9 protein-coding genes are annotated in these 18101 nt (G+C 60.4%); 5 read left to right on the forward strand and 4 right to left on the reverse strand.

Annotation, left to right across the window (positions count from 1 at the left end; genetic code table 11):
• Positions 1–93 precede the first annotated feature (93 nt).
• The 4 genes from E4P00_RS00065 to cobM all read left to right on the forward strand — a co-directional run bounded on the left by E4P00_RS00065 (position 94) and on the right by cobM (position 2205).
• Positions 94–282 (forward strand): CbtB-domain containing protein, encoded by a 189-nt coding sequence (locus E4P00_RS00065; protein ID WP_032875937.1) that lies wholly within the window; start codon positions 94–96, stop codon positions 280–282.
• Between the two features lie 11 nt (positions 283–293).
• Positions 294–998 carry a CbtA family protein gene (locus E4P00_RS00070; protein WP_032875940.1) on the forward strand — a complete coding sequence of 235 codons (705 nt, stop codon included), beginning with the start codon at positions 294–296 and terminating at the stop codon, positions 996–998.
• Positions 995–1387 carry a cobalamin biosynthesis protein gene (locus E4P00_RS00075; RefSeq protein ID WP_032875943.1) on the forward strand — a complete coding sequence of 131 codons (393 nt, stop codon included), beginning with the start codon at positions 995–997 and terminating at the stop codon, positions 1385–1387. Before E4P00_RS00070 ends, E4P00_RS00075 begins: the two co-directional genes overlap by 4 nt.
• A gap of 71 nt (positions 1388–1458) precedes the next feature.
• Positions 1459–2205 (forward strand): precorrin-4 C(11)-methyltransferase, encoded by a 747-nt coding sequence (gene cobM, locus E4P00_RS00080; protein ID WP_078821508.1) that lies wholly within the window; start codon positions 1459–1461, stop codon positions 2203–2205.
• A gap of 123 nt (positions 2206–2328) precedes the next feature.
• On the opposite strand, the gene nfuA is transcribed toward cobM, so the two are convergent.
• The 3 genes from nfuA to E4P00_RS00095 form a co-directional block, all read right to left on the reverse strand.
• Positions 2329–2913 (reverse strand): Fe-S biogenesis protein NfuA, encoded by a 585-nt coding sequence (nfuA, locus tag E4P00_RS00085; protein WP_003190728.1) that lies wholly within the window; start codon positions 2911–2913, stop codon positions 2329–2331.
• A 555-nt stretch (positions 2914–3468) separates the two neighbouring features.
• Entirely contained in the window at positions 3469–4494 is a 1026-nt protein-coding gene (locus E4P00_RS00090) for an acyltransferase (RefSeq protein WP_078821509.1), read from the reverse strand.
• 81 nt (positions 4495–4575) lie between these two features.
• A complete protein-coding gene (locus E4P00_RS00095; protein WP_248130462.1) occupies positions 4576–6867 on the reverse strand; it encodes a fatty acid cis/trans isomerase in 2292 nt (763 codons plus the stop codon).
• A gap of 167 nt (positions 6868–7034) precedes the next feature.
• Between E4P00_RS00095 and metH the strand changes: the two genes are divergently transcribed.
• On the forward strand, positions 7035–10745 hold the full coding sequence (metH, locus tag E4P00_RS00100; protein ID WP_248130463.1) for a methionine synthase: 3711 nt from the start codon (positions 7035–7037) through the stop codon (positions 10743–10745).
• 44 nt (positions 10746–10789) lie between these two features.
• Here metH and E4P00_RS00105 read toward each other — a convergent pair whose 3' ends face one another.
• Complete coding sequence (locus E4P00_RS00105; RefSeq protein WP_248130464.1) at positions 10790–18031, reverse strand: NEL-type E3 ubiquitin ligase domain-containing protein; 7242 nt, start codon at positions 18029–18031, stop codon at positions 10790–10792.
• Positions 18032–18101: the final 70 nt, after the last annotated feature.

The following is an 18101-nucleotide window of genomic DNA, read 5'->3' on the forward strand; positions in this document are numbered from 1 at the left end:
CCGCGGTGGGCGGGCGCTGTTCAGAACCCTGCGTGCCTGGCTCGCGGGGTTTTCATGCGCTCGTTTCACCCTGATACCTGAAAGGGACGCGCCATGTCGATCATCAGCAGCACTTCGCACTCCGCCAGCAGCACTGCCACCTTGAGCCAACGCCTGACCGCCGCCATCGGTGCGTCAATCCTTGGTGCGTGCCTAGTGTATTTCGCCGGTTTCTCCCATATCGAAGCCGTGCACAACGCGGCCCACGATACCCGCCACAGCGCCGCGTTCCCGTGCCACTGAGACCTGCCGACATGATCAAGCGTATTGCCCAAACCGCAGGGTTCACCGGCTTATTGGCCGCCCTGCTGCTGACCCTGCTGCAAAGCTTGTGGGTCGCGCCGTTGATTTTGCAGGCGGAGACCTTTGAAAAGGCTCCAGCTGTTGCCGAAGTCCCCCATGAACATGCTGCTGGCACCGCTGCCCACACCCACGACGCCGAAGCCTGGGAGCCGGAAGATGGCTGGCAGCGCGTGCTGTCGACCACCGGTGGCAACCTGGTCGTTGCGGTCGGGTTTGCGCTGATGCTGGCCGGCCTGTACACCCTGCGCGCACCAACCCGTACAGCTCAAGGGCTACTGTGGGGCCTGGCCGGTTACGCGACATTCGTACTTGCGCCGACCTTGGGCCTGCCGCCTGAACTGCCGGGCACCGCCGCCGCTGATCTGGCGCAACGGCAGATCTGGTGGATCGGCACTGCCGCGTCTACCGCTGCTGGCATTGCTTTGCTGGTGTTCGGTCGCGGCTGGTTGCTCAAAGTGCTGGGCGTGGCGATCGTCGCCGTACCCCACGTGATTGGCGCTCCGCAGCCGGAAGTCCACTCCATGCTGGCCCCGGAGGCCCTCGAAGCCCAGTTCAAGATCGCATCGCAGTTGACCAATGTGGCGTTCTGGCTGGCCCTTGGTCTGATCAGTGCCTGGCTGTTTCGCCGTAACCGCGACGAACACTACTCGGCATGACCCTCGTCGTCGGCCTGGGTTGCCAGCGGGGTTGTGATGTCCGAACCCTGCTGGAACTCCTTGATAGCGCCCTCGCTGAAGGCGGCATTGAACGCCAACGCATTACCGCGCTGGCGAGCATTGATCGCAAACAGGCTGAGCCGGGGTTGGTGGCCCTGGCCCAATTATTGAGCCTGCCCTTGCAGTGTTTCAGCGCCGAACAACTGGCCGGCTTTGAACATCGGCTGAGCCACAAATCAGACGTAGCATTTAGCCATACCGGCTGTTACGGCATCGCCGAAAGTGCCGCATTGGCCTTGGCCGAGCAACTCGCCCACGGCCCTGCCCACCTGCTCATCACCCGCAAGAAAACCATCCAGGCCACCCTTGCATTAGCCTGCGCCGGTTAAAATCCCGATAATTGCCGCTCTCGATCATGAGCAATCTTCATGCTCGCCCGTTTTTTCAACAGGAATTCCCCATGACCGTCTACTTCATCGGCGCAGGCCCCGGCGACCCGGAACTGATTACCGTCAAGGGCCAGCGGCTGATCCGCAGCTGCCCGGTGATCATCTACGCTGGCTCGCTGGTGCCTGCGGCAGTACTGGAAGGTCATCAGGCACGCCAGGTGGTCAACAGTGCCGAGCTGCACCTGGAACAGATCATCGACGTGATCAAAGCCGCCCATGCGCAAGGCCAGGATGTGGCGCGCGTGCACTCCGGCGACCCGAGCCTGTATGGGGCGATTGGTGAGCAAATCCGTCACTTGCGCGAGCTGGGCATTCCCTTTCAGATCATTCCCGGGGTCACGGCGGTGGCTGCCTGCGCGGCGTTGCTGGAAACCGAACTGACCCTGCCGGACATTGCCCAGAGTGTGATCCTGACCCGTTATGCGGATAAAACCAGCATGCCGGCGGGTGAGGACTTCGACAGCCTGGCCCGGCACGGCACGACAATGGCCATTCACTTGGGGGTCAATCATCTGGACAGGATCGTCGCTGAGCTGCTGCCGCACTATGGTGCAGATTGCCCGATCGCCGTGGTGCACCGCGCGACATGGCCGGACCAGGATTGGGTGGTGGGTTCGTTGAGTGATATTGCCCAGAAGGTCGCGACTAAAGGCTTTCGGCGTACGGCGCTGATTGTGGTCGGGCGGGTGTTGGCAAATGATAGCTTTGGCGAATCCTCGCTGTACCGCGCAGGTCACGCCCACCTCTATCGTCCTTGAAGATATGGACTGAACCACAGCCAATCCAAACTATCAGACAATCATCATAGCTGGCTGAATTTAGAGCATAAAAAAACGGCGCTCACGGGGCGCCGTCTTTTAAGCTCGCAGTGAACACCTTACTCAGTAGTAGGCGTTTTCTTTCTGCGTGTGATCAGTCACGTCGCGCACACCCTTGAGCTCAGGAATACGCTCAAGCAAGGTGCGCTCGATGCCCTCGCGCAGAGTCACGTCCGCCTGGCCGCAACCCTGGCAGCCGCCGCCGAACTTCAATACCGCGATACCGTCATCCACTACGTCGATCAGGCTCACCTGACCGCCGTGGCTGGCCAGCCCCGGGTTGATCTCGGTTTGCAGGTAGTAGTTGATCCGCTCATTGACCGGGCTGTCGGCGTTAACGTTGGGCACCTTGGCGTTGGGCGCCTTGATAGTCAACTGGCCGCCCATGCGATCGGTGGCGTAGTCGACTACAGCGTCGTCAAGGAAAGCTTCGCTGAAGGCATCGATGTACGCGGTGAAGCTTTTCAGCCCCAGGGCGGTGTCTTCAGGCTTCTCTTCACCAGGCTTGCAGTAGGCAATGCAGGTCTCGGCGTACTGGGTGCCGGGCTGGGTGATAAAGACGCGGATGCCGATACCCGGGGTGTTCTGCTTGGACAGCAGGTCAGCCAGGTAATCGTGGGCGGCGTCGGTAATGGTTATGGCAGTCATGGAAACTCCTCACAGGCTTGCCGGCAGTTTACGCCAAATTATTACGCAGGTACAAAGTCCGAGCATTTTTGTCGGAAAAGCCCCCTATCCCCCTGACCGATGGCGAACAACCGCCCCATTGCCCCTGAAAACAGATCGATCACCAACGCCTGCCTTGCATCACCACTGCCTGGGTCAACTTCAGAAGCGGTTTCCTTTTGGCCGAAGCGCTGGCACTAGGCTCATCGCGCCACATGACCTTCGAACAATTGCTCAACCTGCCAGCGGCACACTTTCACGCCAACGCCGACAACCCCGAGCAGCAGGCGCTGATAGCGGCCACGGCAACAGTAATACGCTGAGCCTGATCAATGCGGTCAAGGTACCGGGCATTACCGATGTCGGTATCGAGAACGTCGGCTCCCTGTGCGTAGGTAAATACATGGTATTCATTGTCGCGTGGCGGGATATTCCGGCCGGGACCGAGTTATTGATGGACTATGGCAAAAGCTATTGGAAGTACTTGAAGCCCTGAGACCGGCCACTTGTAAAGCGCTTCGCCGACCAGATCCCTGGTCACCGAGGCGCTGTCGAAAGGGGTGCTGGAGCATCAACGCCAAACCAGCGTGTGAGCATGCGGTAGGCAGGCCTCTCCAGCCATTGGTAACTCACAAATGCGCCCAGTCCGATGATGACGATACATCCAGGCAATATGGCGTAAGGGTCGATCCCCGTGCGGTCGGCGATCCAACGCCCGGCGCTGAGCACCAACACGTGGAGTAGATAGACCGAGTAGGAGCAATCCCCGAGCACCTTCAACAAGCGCGCGCCCTGGAAGTAAGGTTCCAGTGCCACGCAACTGAAGACCACTATCGCGCTGGGCACTCCCCACTCCAGGGCTCGGGGTATGTCCGCGCCATGATCAATAGCCACCAGGGCCGCTGCGATACCCAACAATGCCAGCCACGGCTTGGCCCGGCATAGGCCGCGCCGATACAGCATGCCGATCACCACGCCCATCAGGAACTCGAAAATAATGTCCTCATGGTAGAAGCCACTGGCCAGGTCAACGGCGGGAGTGATGATGTAGCACACCAGATACAGCAGCGCTGCTACCACCCACAAGCGATAGGCCGCGGGCACCAGCAAGGCAAAGGCAAACAGGCAATAAAACAGCATCTCGAAATTCAGTGTCCACCCGACATCGAGCAGTGGGTAGACGCCGAAGCCTCCCGGGTTTTGGGCCGGTATAAAGAGCATCGACATGAGTACATGACCGGGTTCGAGCCGAGCCTCTGGAAAGATCGCAGGCACAACGGCAACCACGAGAATCATGAGCAGGGTATAGAACCAATACGCCGGAACAATCCTCGCCACGCGCATCAGCATGAAACGCCCGGGGTTCAGCGCTTTGTCGGCAGTCGCCAGGTAAATCACCAAGCCACTGATGACAAAGAACACATCCACCCCTATGGCGCCTTTTTCGACAAACAGAGACTCCAGCGCGTTGCTGGCTTCAAAGTTGAAAAAACCTTGCATGAAATGGTGGCCCACCACACTCCATGCCGCCAAGGCGCGTAGAAACTGCACTGAAATCAACATCGGTGTCCCCTGTCCAGTCCGTAGGTAGGTATCCGACTGCTTCAGCGCTCACTTGGAGAAATGACCGGACCAATACAGTAGTTATAGATTCTCGTAGCGGTTCATGTCCAATACACCCTCTTCCACTGGCGTGGTTTCACGAATGTACCGCGACAAATCGTGGAAGTATTGCCAGAACTGCGGATGACTGCGGCGTACCCCCCAGCGATCGACTATTTTCTCAAACCGCTTGGCATCCTTGGCCTGCTCCATTTGCGTGACGAATTGCGGCACCTCTTGAGCTGGAATGTTGAACATGAAGTTCGGGTAACTGCTCATCACCCCCGGATAGATGGTCAGTGTGTCGAGGCCCGGCTGGTAGCGATAAGCCTCACCCAACAGGAAAGCCACGTTACTGTGGGCACGGTTACGCAGCATGCTGTAGACCACGCGCTGGCCACTCTGGGTTTCGATGCGCAGCATGGTGGCTTCGGGCAACTGGTCGATCACCTTGAGCCCCGCCGCCGGGCGCGACGTCAGGCGGCTAAGCGCCTGTTCGGCGTCCTGCAAGGCCCGGTCGATACCGGTGCGCGAGCAATAGGCCCCGGTGCAGCGGTTGATCGGGTCCGGGCTGACGTTCAAACCGCCGTAACGCGTCAGCAGTTGGTTGGCAAAATCGCGCTTGGGATCTTTCTCGTCCAGATGCAGCCCCGTGGGCTTGTCGTCATCAATGGCTTCATAGTCCAGCCACAACTTGAGCTTGCCACTGTTCTGGTACCAGTCATCAAGGAAGTCCTCGCGGGTGTCGGCCGGCATCAGACGCAGGAAGTTCTGTTCGGCGCCGTTGCGGATCAGGTCGAAGTACAAGCGCGTCTGGGCCTGGTGCGACACATTGCCGAACACGTCGAAGTTGACTGCCAACTGGTAATAAGTGCGCTCCAGCAGTGGGTAATCGAACAGCCACATCGTCTGCGGCACCTCACCGATCAGGCCCTTGGTCACCGAGGCGCTGTCGAAATGGCGAAAGATGGTCAGCAAGGCATTGTCATTACCCGCCCACAAGCTCGACCAACTCGGCGGCGGCACATCTGCGTAGCTATCGCGGCGCAACGCCTCATACTGATTACGCTTGTCGCGATAGGCCAGCCACAGGCCCAGCACACTGCCCACATCATCGTTTTGCCCAGGCATGGCCAACAATGGCGTGGCCTGGCCGCGGTAACGGGCATCGGTGATGTACAGGTCATGGTCCGGCTTCTGGAACAGTGTCCAGAAGTTGTCACGGATCACGTCCGTGGCGATCTGGCCACGGCATACAGGACCGCGGATGAAGGTGCGCACGAAGTATTCGGCGTTATCCAACATGAACTGATAACGCGCCTTGGCCGGTATGGCTTCGAAGGTTTCGAACGGGTTGGCACGGCGCCCCGGTCCGTAGCCCGGCAAGGCGCTCACCTGCCAGTCACCGGAATAGAAGAGGTCTTTGATCCGCGCCATTTTCGCCGCGCTGAACGGGTAAGTGATGTGGGTTTTATGCACGATCACGCCTTGTACCGGCCACAGGCGGTAATAGACCTGAGTGCCTGGGTCATCGTTAGGACGACGGGTCGCGATCAGATCGATCGGCTGCCCGCTCGGCGTACGCGAACGCACCCACTGGAAGTAATGCCCCGGCTCGCCGTTCTCGAAGTAAATGTGGGCGAGGAACAAATGCTCGTACAACCAGCGCGCCACCAGGCTTTGCCGGGCGCCCGGCTGGTTGAACAGGGTTTCCCATTGCTGCACCTGCAAGGCTTCCCTGGTGCTGGGAGCCAGACTCTGCTCATCAATCGGCGCACCGGAGGCCAGCCAGCGTTGCAGGGTCTGGTATTGCTGGTCGGTCAGGCCGGTAACGGCCAGCGGCATGCCCTCCTTGGGATGGGCGCCGGCATAGGCGTTGAATTCGCCGGGCGTCGCGCACATGTTTTGGCGGTTCAGGCCCAATACAATCTCGTCGGGCAGTTTGGCATTGGGTGGCAATGGCGCGTTATGCCCCAGCTCCAGCATACGTGCCATCAACGCAGCCTGGCTGCCCTGGGCATCCAGTACCGAATAGAAGCCCTTCTGCTGCCAGGCTTGTTTGCCGAACGCGTCATAGAACAGCCGTGTAGTCGGTGTGGCCTGGCTACGCTCGCCATCGTACACCGGCATCTTGCTCGCGCCGCGGGCCGCGCCCTCTGCGCTGCCAAGGTTGAGCTGGCAAGCAGAGTCGTAGCAGGCATGGCAGGCCACGCACTTCTCGGTGAAGATCGGTTGGATATCGCGGGTATAGGAAATCGCCGAAGCAGGGCCATCAGCCTGCGCAGTACTGGCTATCAAGGCCAGGGCGGCGCTGACGATCAAACGAAGTGACATGTATCGGGTCCCGATTCAAGGCGTGCGGTCTGTGAAGTGGCGGTGATTCTACCGGGCCATGACTGCCAACAACATGAGCGATATTCATGCAGAACCCTGACATACTCCAAATCGGCACAGGTTTGCTATGATCCACGCCCTCCGTAATGCCTGACCAGAGTAGTCCCATGTCCGATCGTAGCGCTCGCCTGCAAGCCCTTCACCAAGCCCTCAAGGACCGTATCCTGATCCTCGACGGTGGCATGGGCACGATGATCCAGAGCTATAAGCTTGAGGAGCAGGACTACCGAGGCAAACGCTTCGCCGACTGGCCAAGCGACGTGAAGGGCAACAACGACCTGCTGGTCCTCACTCGCCCCGACGTGATCGGCGGAATCGAGAAGGCCTACCTGGACGCCGGCGCCGACATCCTTGAAACCAACACCTTCAACGCCACGCGGATCTCCATGGCCGACTACGGCATGGAAGAGCTGGCCTATGAACTGAACGTGGAAGGCGCCCGCCTGGCGCGCAAGGTGGCCGACGCCAAAACCCATGAGAACCCGGCCAAGCCGCGTTTTGTCGCCGGTGTACTGGGCCCGACCAGCCGTACTTGCTCGCTGTCCCCGGACGTGAACAACCCCGGCTACCGCAACGTGACTTTCGACGAACTGGTGGAAAACTACACCGAGGCCACCAAAGGTCTGATCGAAGGCGGTGCCGACCTGATCCTGATCGAAACCATCTTCGATACCCTCAACGCCAAGGCGGCGATCTTCGCCGTGCAAGGCGTGTTTGAAGAACTGAATATCGAACTGCCGATCATGATCTCCGGCACCATCACCGATGCCTCCGGCCGTACCCTGTCGGGCCAGACCACCGAAGCGTTCTGGAACTCCGTGGCTCACGCCAAGCCGATTTCGGTCGGCCTCAACTGCGCCCTCGGCGCCAGCGAACTGCGCCCCTACCTGGAAGAGCTGTCGAACAAAGCCAACACCCACGTTTCGGCGCACCCCAACGCCGGCCTGCCCAACGAATTCGGCGAATACGACGAACTGCCGTCACAAACCGCCAAGGTCATCGAAGAGTTCGCCCAGAGCGGTTTCCTGAATATCGTCGGCGGCTGCTGCGGCACCACACCGGGCCATATCGAAGCCATTGCCAAGGCCGTGGCCGGTTATGCGCCCCGCCCGATCCCGGACATTCCCAAGGCCTGTCGCCTGTCCGGCCTGGAGCCGTTCACCATCGATCGCAGCTCGTTGTTCGTCAACGTCGGCGAGCGTACCAACATTACCGGCTCGGCCAAGTTCGCTCGGCTGATCCGCGAAGACAACTACACCGAAGCCCTGGAAGTCGCCCTGCAGCAGGTGGAAGCCGGCGCCCAGGTGATCGACATCAACATGGATGAAGGCATGTTGGATTCGAAGAAGGCCATGGTCACCTTCCTCAATCTGATTGCCGGAGAGCCGGACATATCCCGTGTGCCGATCATGATCGACTCCTCCAAGTGGGAAGTGATCGAGGCCGGCCTCAAATGCATCCAGGGCAAGGGCATCGTCAACTCCATCAGCATGAAGGAAGGCGTCGAGCAGTTCATTCATCACGCCAAACTGTGCAAGCGTTACGGCGCTGCGGTGGTGGTGATGGCCTTCGACGAAGCCGGGCAGGCCGACACCGAAGCGCGCAAAAAAGAGATCTGCAAACGCTCCTACGACATTCTGGTGAATGAAGTCGGCTTCCCGCCGGAAGACATCATCTTCGACCCGAACATCTTCGCCGTCGCCACCGGTATCGAGGAGCACAACAACTACGCCGTCGATTTCATCAACGCCTGTGCCTATATCCGCGACGAACTGCCGTATGCGCTGACCTCCGGCGGCGTATCCAACGTGTCATTCTCGTTCCGCGGCAACAACCCGGTGCGTGAGGCGATCCACTCGGTGTTCCTGCTGTATGCGATCCGCAACGGCCTGACCATGGGTATCGTCAACGCCGGCCAGTTGGAGATCTACGACCAGATCCCGGCCGAGCTGCGTGACGCCGTGGAAGACGTGGTGCTTAACCGCACGCCGGAAGGCACCGACGCCCTGCTGGCGATTGCCGACAAGTACAAAGGCGACGGCAGCGTCAAGGAAGCCGAGACCGAGGAATGGCGTGGCTGGGACGTCAACAAGCGTCTGGAACATGCGCTGGTCAAGGGCATCACCACGCATATCGTCGAAGACACCGAAGAGTCGCGCCTGTCGTTCGCACGTCCGATCGAAGTGATCGAAGGCCCGCTGATGTCCGGCATGAACATCGTCGGCGACCTGTTCGGCGCCGGCAAAATGTTCCTGCCCCAGGTGGTGAAATCCGCCCGCGTAATGAAGCAGGCCGTGGCCCACTTGATCCCGTTTATCGAGCTGGAAAAAGGCGACAAGCCGGAGGCCAAGGGCAAGATCCTGATGGCCACGGTCAAAGGCGACGTGCATGACATCGGCAAGAACATCGTCGGCGTGGTGCTCGGGTGCAACGGCTATGACATCGTGGATTTGGGTGTAATGGTGCCTGCCGAGAAGATCCTGCAGGTGGCCAAGGAGCAGAAGTGCGACATCATCGGCCTGTCCGGCCTGATCACGCCGTCCCTGGATGAAATGGTGCATGTGGCCCGCGAGATGCAGCGCCAGGACTTCCACCTGCCGTTGATGATCGGTGGCGCGACCACCTCCAAGGCGCACACGGCAGTGAAAATCGAGCCCAAGTACAGCAATGACGCCGTGATCTACGTGACCGACGCCTCGCGCGCCGTGGGTGTGGCCACGCAGTTGCTGTCCAAGGAACTGAAGGCCGGTTTCGTCGAGAAAACCCGCCTGGAATACATCGACGTGCGTGAACGCACCTCCAACCGCAGTGCGCGTACCGAACGCCTGAGCTACCCGGCGGCCATCGCCAAGAAGCCGCAGTTCGACTGGAGCAGCTACACCCCGGTCAAACCGACCTTTACCGGCGCCAAGGTGCTGGACAATATCGACCTCAACGTCCTGGCCGAGTACATCGACTGGACGCCGTTCTTTATCTCCTGGGACCTGGCCGGCAAGTTCCCGCGCATCCTCGAAGACGAGGTGGTCGGTGAAGCCGCCACTGCGCTGTACGCCGATGCCCAGGAAATGCTCAAGAAGCTGATCGACGAGAAACTCATCAGCGCCCGCGCGGTGTTCGGTTTCTGGCCGACCAATCAGGTGCAGGACGATGACCTGGAAGTCTACGGCGACGACGGCCAGCCCATCGCCAAACTGCATCACCTGCGCCAACAAATCATCAAGACCGACGGCAAGCCGAATTTTTCCCTGGCCGACTTCGTCGCGCCCAAGGACAGCGGCGTGACCGACTACGTCGGTGGTTTCATCACCACCGCCGGCATCGGTGCCGAGGAAGTGGCCAAGGCTTACCAGGACGCTGGCGACGACTACAACTCGATCATGGTCAAGGCCCTCGCCGACCGCCTGGCCGAAGCCTGCGCCGAATGGCTGCACCAGCAAGTGCGCAAAGAACACTGGGGCTATGCCAAGGATGAACAACTGGACAACGAGGCGCTGATCAAGGAGCAGTACAGCGGCATCCGCCCTGCCCCCGGCTACCCGGCGTGCCCGGATCACACCGAGAAAGCCCAGCTGTTCCAACTGCTGGACCCCGAGGCCCGTGAAATGCACGCCGGGCGCAGCGGGGTGTTCCTCACCGAGCACTATGCGATGTTCCCCGCAGCAGCAGTCAGCGGCTGGTACTTCGCCCACCCGCAGGCGCAGTACTTTGCCGTGGGTAAGGTCGACAAGGACCAGGTCGCCAGCTACACCGCGCGCAAAGGCCAGGACCTCAGCGTGACGGAGCGCTGGCTGGCGCCGAACCTGGGGTATGACAACTGAGGTTAAACCCCGACCACCCGGTGCGGCGCTCTTAAATTGCCGCTTCAGGGACGCCAGGACGGACCGGGCTGGGGTGACGACGGAGCGGGCGTGGCAGGTTCCATGCCCGATAACCGTTGTATCTCCGCCCGGGACAGCTCCATGCGTTTCTGAGTACGGGCGGCGGCCCGTTCGATCTCCAACTGGCCTATGGCTTGCTCATAGCGCGCCATGCTCTGGGCATCGCCCCGATCGCTGTGTGCGTCCTCCAAGGCTTCATAACGGCGGGCCAGTTCGTCCTCAAGGGCCTCGAACTGTTCGGCGTAACGCTCATCCAGATAACGCAACCAGTACTCACGTTGAATCAGGCTTTCGACAAACGCATCGGTACTTTCAGTTGCCAGGATTTGTGCGCGTAACTGTGCCTGTAGCTCGGCATTGATCGGGTTTGCGAACGCCATGTAGGTCGGCTGTCCAGGCAGCTCCAGGCCGTCGAGCCAGCCGCGGGTCAAGCCGATCCGGTAACTCAAGCGCACCTCGGCCCGGTCCATGCCCACCGCGGCGGCTTCTGCGAGTTGATCGGCCCTGCTCAACCGAAACAACTGCCGCGACAGGTTCAGCAGCGCCCGGCCCCTGAGGTCGAGCCGCTGCTGTGGGATATCGCGCAAGGCGCGGTATTCGAACACCCGCACTTCCATCTCACTGAACGTGAGGATGCGGCCATCGATACAGGTGCCATGGGTTTCGGCTTCGATGAACAGGGTACCGCGCAACTCGGCATTTTCTGCGGCCCCCGCGATAACGCCCCATACCCGTTGCGTGAGGCTTGGACGATTGAGGTTGAATTCCGAGGTCAGGCGCAACAGCGAAATGAGGTGGAAAAACCGATCATGATCCTGCGCCTGTGCCAGTTGATTCCACAGCGCTGTTCGTTGCGTCGCCAACTCCGCGGACGTATCGGCCAACCAGGGGTCAAGTGCCGGCTGCGCGGTATTTTGCAGCGGGTTTTCAATGCTCTCAGCCGGCAGGTAGCCGGCGTCCGAATCACTATCATCGTCGTCAGAACCAGAGCCCGAATCAGCATCGGAGTCGGAGTCCGGGTCCGACTCAGTGTCGGACCCGCCATAATTGCGACGATGGGCGCGGTCGAGTTCTGCTCGCGAAAAGCCCATGACCTCATTGGCCTCATGCGCCTCGGCGTAATTGCGCATTTGTTCAAGGGCTTGCGCGGTCAGGTTATGGTTATCGGACAGGTCCGTACCTGACACCAAGCCGTCGTGCGCGCCTTCGAGTAAAGACTGCGGGAAGGACACCAGCGCATTGCCGCTCAGGTTCAGCCGGGTCAGGTGCTGCGACTCCAACGCACCCTCGGGCCAGCTTGCGATGTCGTTGTAGCTCACGTCCAATGTCTCCAGGCGACTGAAGTCCCGCATATCAAAGGCCTGCAGGTTGTTATGATTCAAGTCCAACCAACGCAAGCGCTCACTGCGCAATCGAGCAGGCAACGACGGCGCTTGCGTGAAGGCGTTGTAGGCCAGTTCCAGACGCTCAAGCTGCTCCATGCGTTGAACGGCTTCGGGCAGTGCTGTCAGCTCATTACCACTGAGTATCAACCGGTTCAATGGGCCAAAGGCGGCTAAAAACCCGTTGCTGCCTTGCGCAGTGAGCTTGACCCCCGTCAGATTGAGGCTGCGCACATGGGTAAACGGCACGGAGAGCGCGGGAAAATCACCAGGTTGGGTCGCCTGCAAGCTCAACGTCTCGACCTCGCCAGCCGGGCGCCCTTCTACCACAGCCCGAACCCAGGATTCGCGGATCGCCTGCGCGGGGGTTACTCGCTTCAGACTGTCGAGACTGTCGCCAAAAGCGCGCGCCTCGCGGGTAAACAACCAACCATTCAACTCACGCGTCAGCACGTCGTGGATCTGATACCACCGAGCGACCTGCGTATCTATTTGCAGGTCGCTCAGCCCCGTCTCGCGCAGTTGCCTGACCCTGGCCATGGCTTGCTCTTGCGTCAAGAGCGGGCTTAACGCCCTTATCGCATTTTCCGGAACCCCCTCAAAGTGTCCACTACCCGATGGCAAGGGCAGCAAATAGTGCGCTACCGAACCTGCGGTGTGCTTCGGGGGAAACACCAGGGGTTCCTGATCCAGCGCAAACCGACTCAACGCTCCCTCAGGCAATCCTTTGGTCGTCTCGACCCGACGCCGCGCTGCATTGAGTACCGTCGTGCCTTCGACGCTCAACGGGTTGCCTGCCAACTCAGTGCGCATCAACACATCTGAATCATCAATCGCAAGCGGTGCAAGGCTCGTCAACTGATTGTCACGTAAGTCCAGGCAAGCCAATTGCGCGAGGTGTTCAGCGCCTTGCGGCCATTCCCGTAGCATCGATTCGCGCAGGTTCAGCGCCGTCAGGCGGGTCAGTGCGCTGACGTCGAGGGTGCCCAGCCGGTTGTATTGCAGGCTCAGCACTTGCAGCCTGTTCAACCCATTGAATTGAGCCTGTACTGCCGGGGTCACTGCGATCTGGTTGTCGGACAAGTCCAGGTGTGTCAATTCCGGCAGGATGTCCGCACTGATCGGTACCTCAGTGAGGCGACTGAAGCGCAGTTCAAGGCTTTGCGTTCCGGCGAACGCCTGGATGAAACCACTGAGCTGATCAGGCGGCACATCCTCCAGCCAATTCACCTTTAACGTTTTGACATGCGAAAAGGTACCGGCCGGCAACACTGGCAATTCGCGGATTTTTTCAGCGACCAGGGGATTGGTCGGCGACATCTTTGGATCCGGCAGTTCAAACATCGAAATATCGATATCGGTCGGCAGGCCATAGCGTTGGCATACCGCCCCGCGCCAGCTTTTCTTCAGCAACGCCAGGATGCTTGCATTCTGCCCGTCCCTCCAGCGCACCCGGAGTACGGGGACCAAAGAGGGTTCGTAGAACGGCTTGAAAATGCCGAGGTGTTCTTCACGCAGCGCTTGCACGGCGTTCATCCGCGTTTGTGGTGTGTTCCACAGGCCCATGACCACGTCCGTCATTCGACGGCCGACAGGGACCTCGCCCATCAGCAGGCTCAGTTCTCCGCGCGCAAAGCCTCTGACCATTTCGTCCAGGTTCGCCAGGTGTGGCCCGAACGACCCCGCATAATTCCTGACGTGCTCATAGGCTGGCTTGAAGTCTTCATAGCTGAACGTCGACCAGTCCAGCGATAACCCGCTCCATAACCGCTCGTACCCGCTATAGAGCTCGGCAGGCAACGTGGCAATGGCGGTCTGGGCCAGATCCAGTCGCTCCAGAAGCGGCAGTTTCTGCACATAGGCGGGCCATTGCATTGGCACGTTGGGCGCCACGATCTTCAAGCGTTTCAAGCGTTGCAAGGGGCTTAAATCCAGGCCGTTGAGGACGTGGCCGTCGTAGGCGAAATAACCGAGCTCCAGGTGTTCAAGGCCGGCCAGTGCCGTCAATTGCGACGATAACTGCGCGGTCAACTGATGTGCATCGAAGCTGACTGCCAAATGTTTGAGCCCTGTGAACTGTGCCAACACCTGGGGCACGCGGGTCAACTTCGGGCTGGCATCCGTGGTTTCTACGGTTGGGAAATAGGGCGGCCGCAAGGTCAGTTTTTCGAGAGAGGGAAACTGGCTCAGAAACCCATCGATATTGGTGTCATGCAGGGCCGTACCGAGAACAGATAGTTCACGCACGTATGAAAAGTTCGCCGTCAATGAAGGCAACGGTTCATTGAGGGTCAACGCCAAGGCATCGGCACTCGGCACTTTCCCGGCCAACCAAGAACGGCCCCAGCTACGCTTGAGCGCTTCCCCGGCGAGGAAATTGCTCTGACGATTGGCTACCGACGAGCGATTGACCCAATGATTGAGCGCGTCATGCAGCGCCTGGCGCTCTTCAAACAGTGCTTTCAACCTGCTGACGATTGCTCGGCCATCGTTCCCCGCCCGTACCAGCTCAAGGAAAAACGCATTGATCTGCACCTCATCCAAATCCGGATAGATTATGCGCACCTGATGAGCCAGCAGCGGGCTCACACTCGGCCCCCGCCCACTGGCCTGATAACCTATCAGTGTGTCGTTGATGCGCACCGGCGGCTTGAACCTGGGCACTTTCGGCTCCAGCCACGCCGAGGCCTCCAGACGATGCGCATCGGCTTGCTCGATCAGTTTGCGTTGCAACACGGCGTGTTGGCTGACCTGCGGCACTCCCAGGCTCTGGCGCGCCTCATCGGGCAAGGCATGCATCAGCGAGGCGAAAAAGTTGTCGCCCTCCGGTGCCAGACTGTTGAGTGCTTCGCCCCGCTCATCGAACGCCTGGTAGCTGGGGCCGTGCTTGACCAAGTATTTTTTCTGCGCCGCGGTGGATGCACCAATGCTGTCGATCAGCGTGCCACGCGTGTGGGTGCTGCGCACTTCCAGGCGCAACGTATCCGGCCAGCCCGGCAGCGTTTGAAGGGCATGCAGCGCCAGCCGTCGGCTGTCGGCCGCGGCAATCGTCTCGCTACGCAGCCCGGCGTAGGCTCGGGCCAACCGTCCTTGTCGCGCATACCAGCGAGCTTCCTCGAGCATGTTCAAGGGTACGCGCGCGATGGCGGCTAGCCGTTCAAGCTCATCGACACGGGCGTGGTCGAGCACCGTTTGCGCTGCCGCCTTGCTGAGCCCCGGGCAGGTGTGCTGCAGCAGGCTGATACGCTTGTCCAGCGGCTCGGTGCCGCCGTAGATACTGTCGAAAATCGCCGGCCTGCGCTGGCGCGCATAGTCGGCCAGTCGCTGGTTGAACCTCGCCTTGCGCGCGTCGAGGCTGCCTGGGCCGTCGGTGCCGAGCAACTGCACCCGCTCTGAATCGTCCAACGCCAATAGAATCCGCGCAGGCACTTCGCCGCCGAGAATATCGCTGCGCCCCACCTTGATCGGCAGCGCTGCGCGCCCTCCTTTAAACGAGCGGTGAGCACCATACTTGACCGACCGGCCGAAGGTACCGGCCCCCTCGAACACTTCCAGTACGCGCCCTCGCGGCCAACCGGGCATTTCAACGATCAACGGCAGCGCATACAGGTACAGGTCATCAATATCACGGGTACCCTCTAGTTGCTCGATCACCCGTGACACATCTGCATCCGCCTTGAACAGGCGCAGCGTATCAATCAGCTCGGGCGGCGCAAGCGTATGGTCCATATGCATCTTGCGCAGCGTGTTGTCGCTGACGCCGCTGACATCGGCGATCTTGAGCAACTCCTGGTCAGTGAATACCTCGGTTTGATGCCCCATGCGCCGCAACAGCGTCAACCGATCCCACTCCAGCGGGCGCTCCAGGGTATGCCGCCAGGCGCCGTGACCGTTGTGCTCAAGCACCGGTTGGTAGGCCTGGGGGTCGGAGGGGTGCTTGATCCGCCACTTCTGAATTGACTCGTCAAAGTATTGCTCGTAAACCTGAGGGCCTTGGCGGATATAGGTCCTGCCCTCTTTCACATACTGCCCTTGGGCGTTGGGGTAGGCGGCGCGGTCCAGGGTCACGGGGTGTTCATAACCACTCAGGCTCGGCTTCCACAAGCGTACCTGGCCATCGGGCCGCTTAACCTCGCTCAGTGCCTCGATCACCGGCTCGGCCTTGGCCGCTCGCCAGCGACTGACGCCCGCCCCCACACCGGCCATCACGGCGATCTGTGCCAGGTTATCGGCCACGTCAATCAAGTGCGCCTTGGCCGCCTGGCGGTCACCTTCGCCCCATTCAATCGCACCTTCCAGGGTTTCATAGAGCAACTGCCCGGCCATCACCCCCATCATGACCTCGCCCAGCACCGGTACGAACATCGACACCATGTTCAACCCCAGCATGCCGATTTCCAGCAGGTGCGCCAGTTTGGCGTCACGGGCCTTGGCATCCACGTCCGCGGTGGGCACGGCATGGGCCCGTGCATCTGCGATTACCTGCTCGCGGTGTTGCTCGTAGAAGTACTGCCAAGGGTCGATGTTCGCCGCCCAGATCCCTTTACCGCGCCGCGTGCGCGTTGAGGGATCAAGGAAAGGGTCGGGGTTGGGTTCAAGCTTGGCAGGCGCCTCGGGCGGCAACTCCTTGATGCCGGTGATGAAGTGCGGCGTGGTGAAATCCAGCAATTTCTTCCACGGTGAGCGCCAGATGTCGGTGGGTGAGTCGGCGGCTTTCTGGGTGAACTGGCTGAAGTAGTAGGGCCGCTTGTCGTAGGGCACGAAGCGGCTGAAAAACTGCTGGTACGGCGTCGGCGAGGGATCATTGGCCTTGGCCGGGTCGCGGGCGGTGAACAGGCGCTTGAATTCAGCCTGCATTTGCCGCCAGCGGTAGCGCTTGAGCGGATGCTCAGGGTCCTGGGGCACATAGATGATCAGCTCGTCCGGATAGCTGTATTTCTTGCAGATCGAGAACACCATGCAGCCGGTCATCCGCAGCCGCATCAGGCCCAGGGTCCTGAACCAGACCTGCTTGTCGCCCATCCAGGGATGAATTTCACCCTCGATCACCGACAGCAGCATGCGGTGATCGGCCGGCTCGATATCGCCGGTCAACAGTGCCTGCTCGGCGGCGGCCCTGACGGCGGCCTTCTGATTGGCGATGAACTGGTCACGTAGGGTGACTTGCGCGCTGGCGTCTTCGGGGTAGAAAAATGATTGCAGGTAGGCCTGGTATTTGGCGCCGATATTGAGGTTTCGACACAGCGTCAAAAACTGGCTGACCTTCAGGTTGATCGCCACCGAGTGGTAGGTGCCGGAGGTGCCGGTGGCTTGCATGAACCCGGAGGTCTTGTGGTAAGCGCCCTCCTTGCACTCGTAGGCCTCAAAGTTGTGCAAGGCCGCTTCCAGCAGGGGCAGTTTCAAAAACTCGAAATCCCCCGCCTCGACTTCGGCAATCCCCACCGCCAGCGGGCGGCGCAGGCACAACAGGGTTTTGTCGACATCGAGGTCCAGTCGGTACTGATCCTTCAGGGCTGTGAGCAGCAAGGGCCGGGCGAAGTCGTCGATGCCCTGGAAGGAGGCCATCGTCTTGTCCAGTTGCGTCTGGGTGGTGAGGTTGGCAAGAAAACGGCCGGTCACCTCATTGCGTTGCTCAGGCGTGGCGTTCGCGAGCCACGCTGGCATGACCGTGCTGGCGTCCTTGAGCGCCTGCTTGCGGGCCGGCGTCGCGCTGATCAGCCAATCAGGACTGCTGCGCTCCAGGAAGTCACCGTGCAGGCTTTGGGTGGCGTTGAGCTTTTTCACCGGCTCAGGTACGTCGTTGGTTGGCACGCCCGGCGAAGAAAGCTGGGATGAAGAGTCCATCGTGTCACTCCTTTGAAATGGACTGACAGCACATCACGGCGCCCGCTAGGCCAGGCGGTGCATATATGAC

Origin of the sequence: Pseudomonas sp. B329, from assembly GCF_023127835.1 — a bacterium.
In the GTDB taxonomy this organism is placed as follows: domain Bacteria; phylum Pseudomonadota; class Gammaproteobacteria; order Pseudomonadales; family Pseudomonadaceae; genus Aquipseudomonas; species Aquipseudomonas synxantha_A.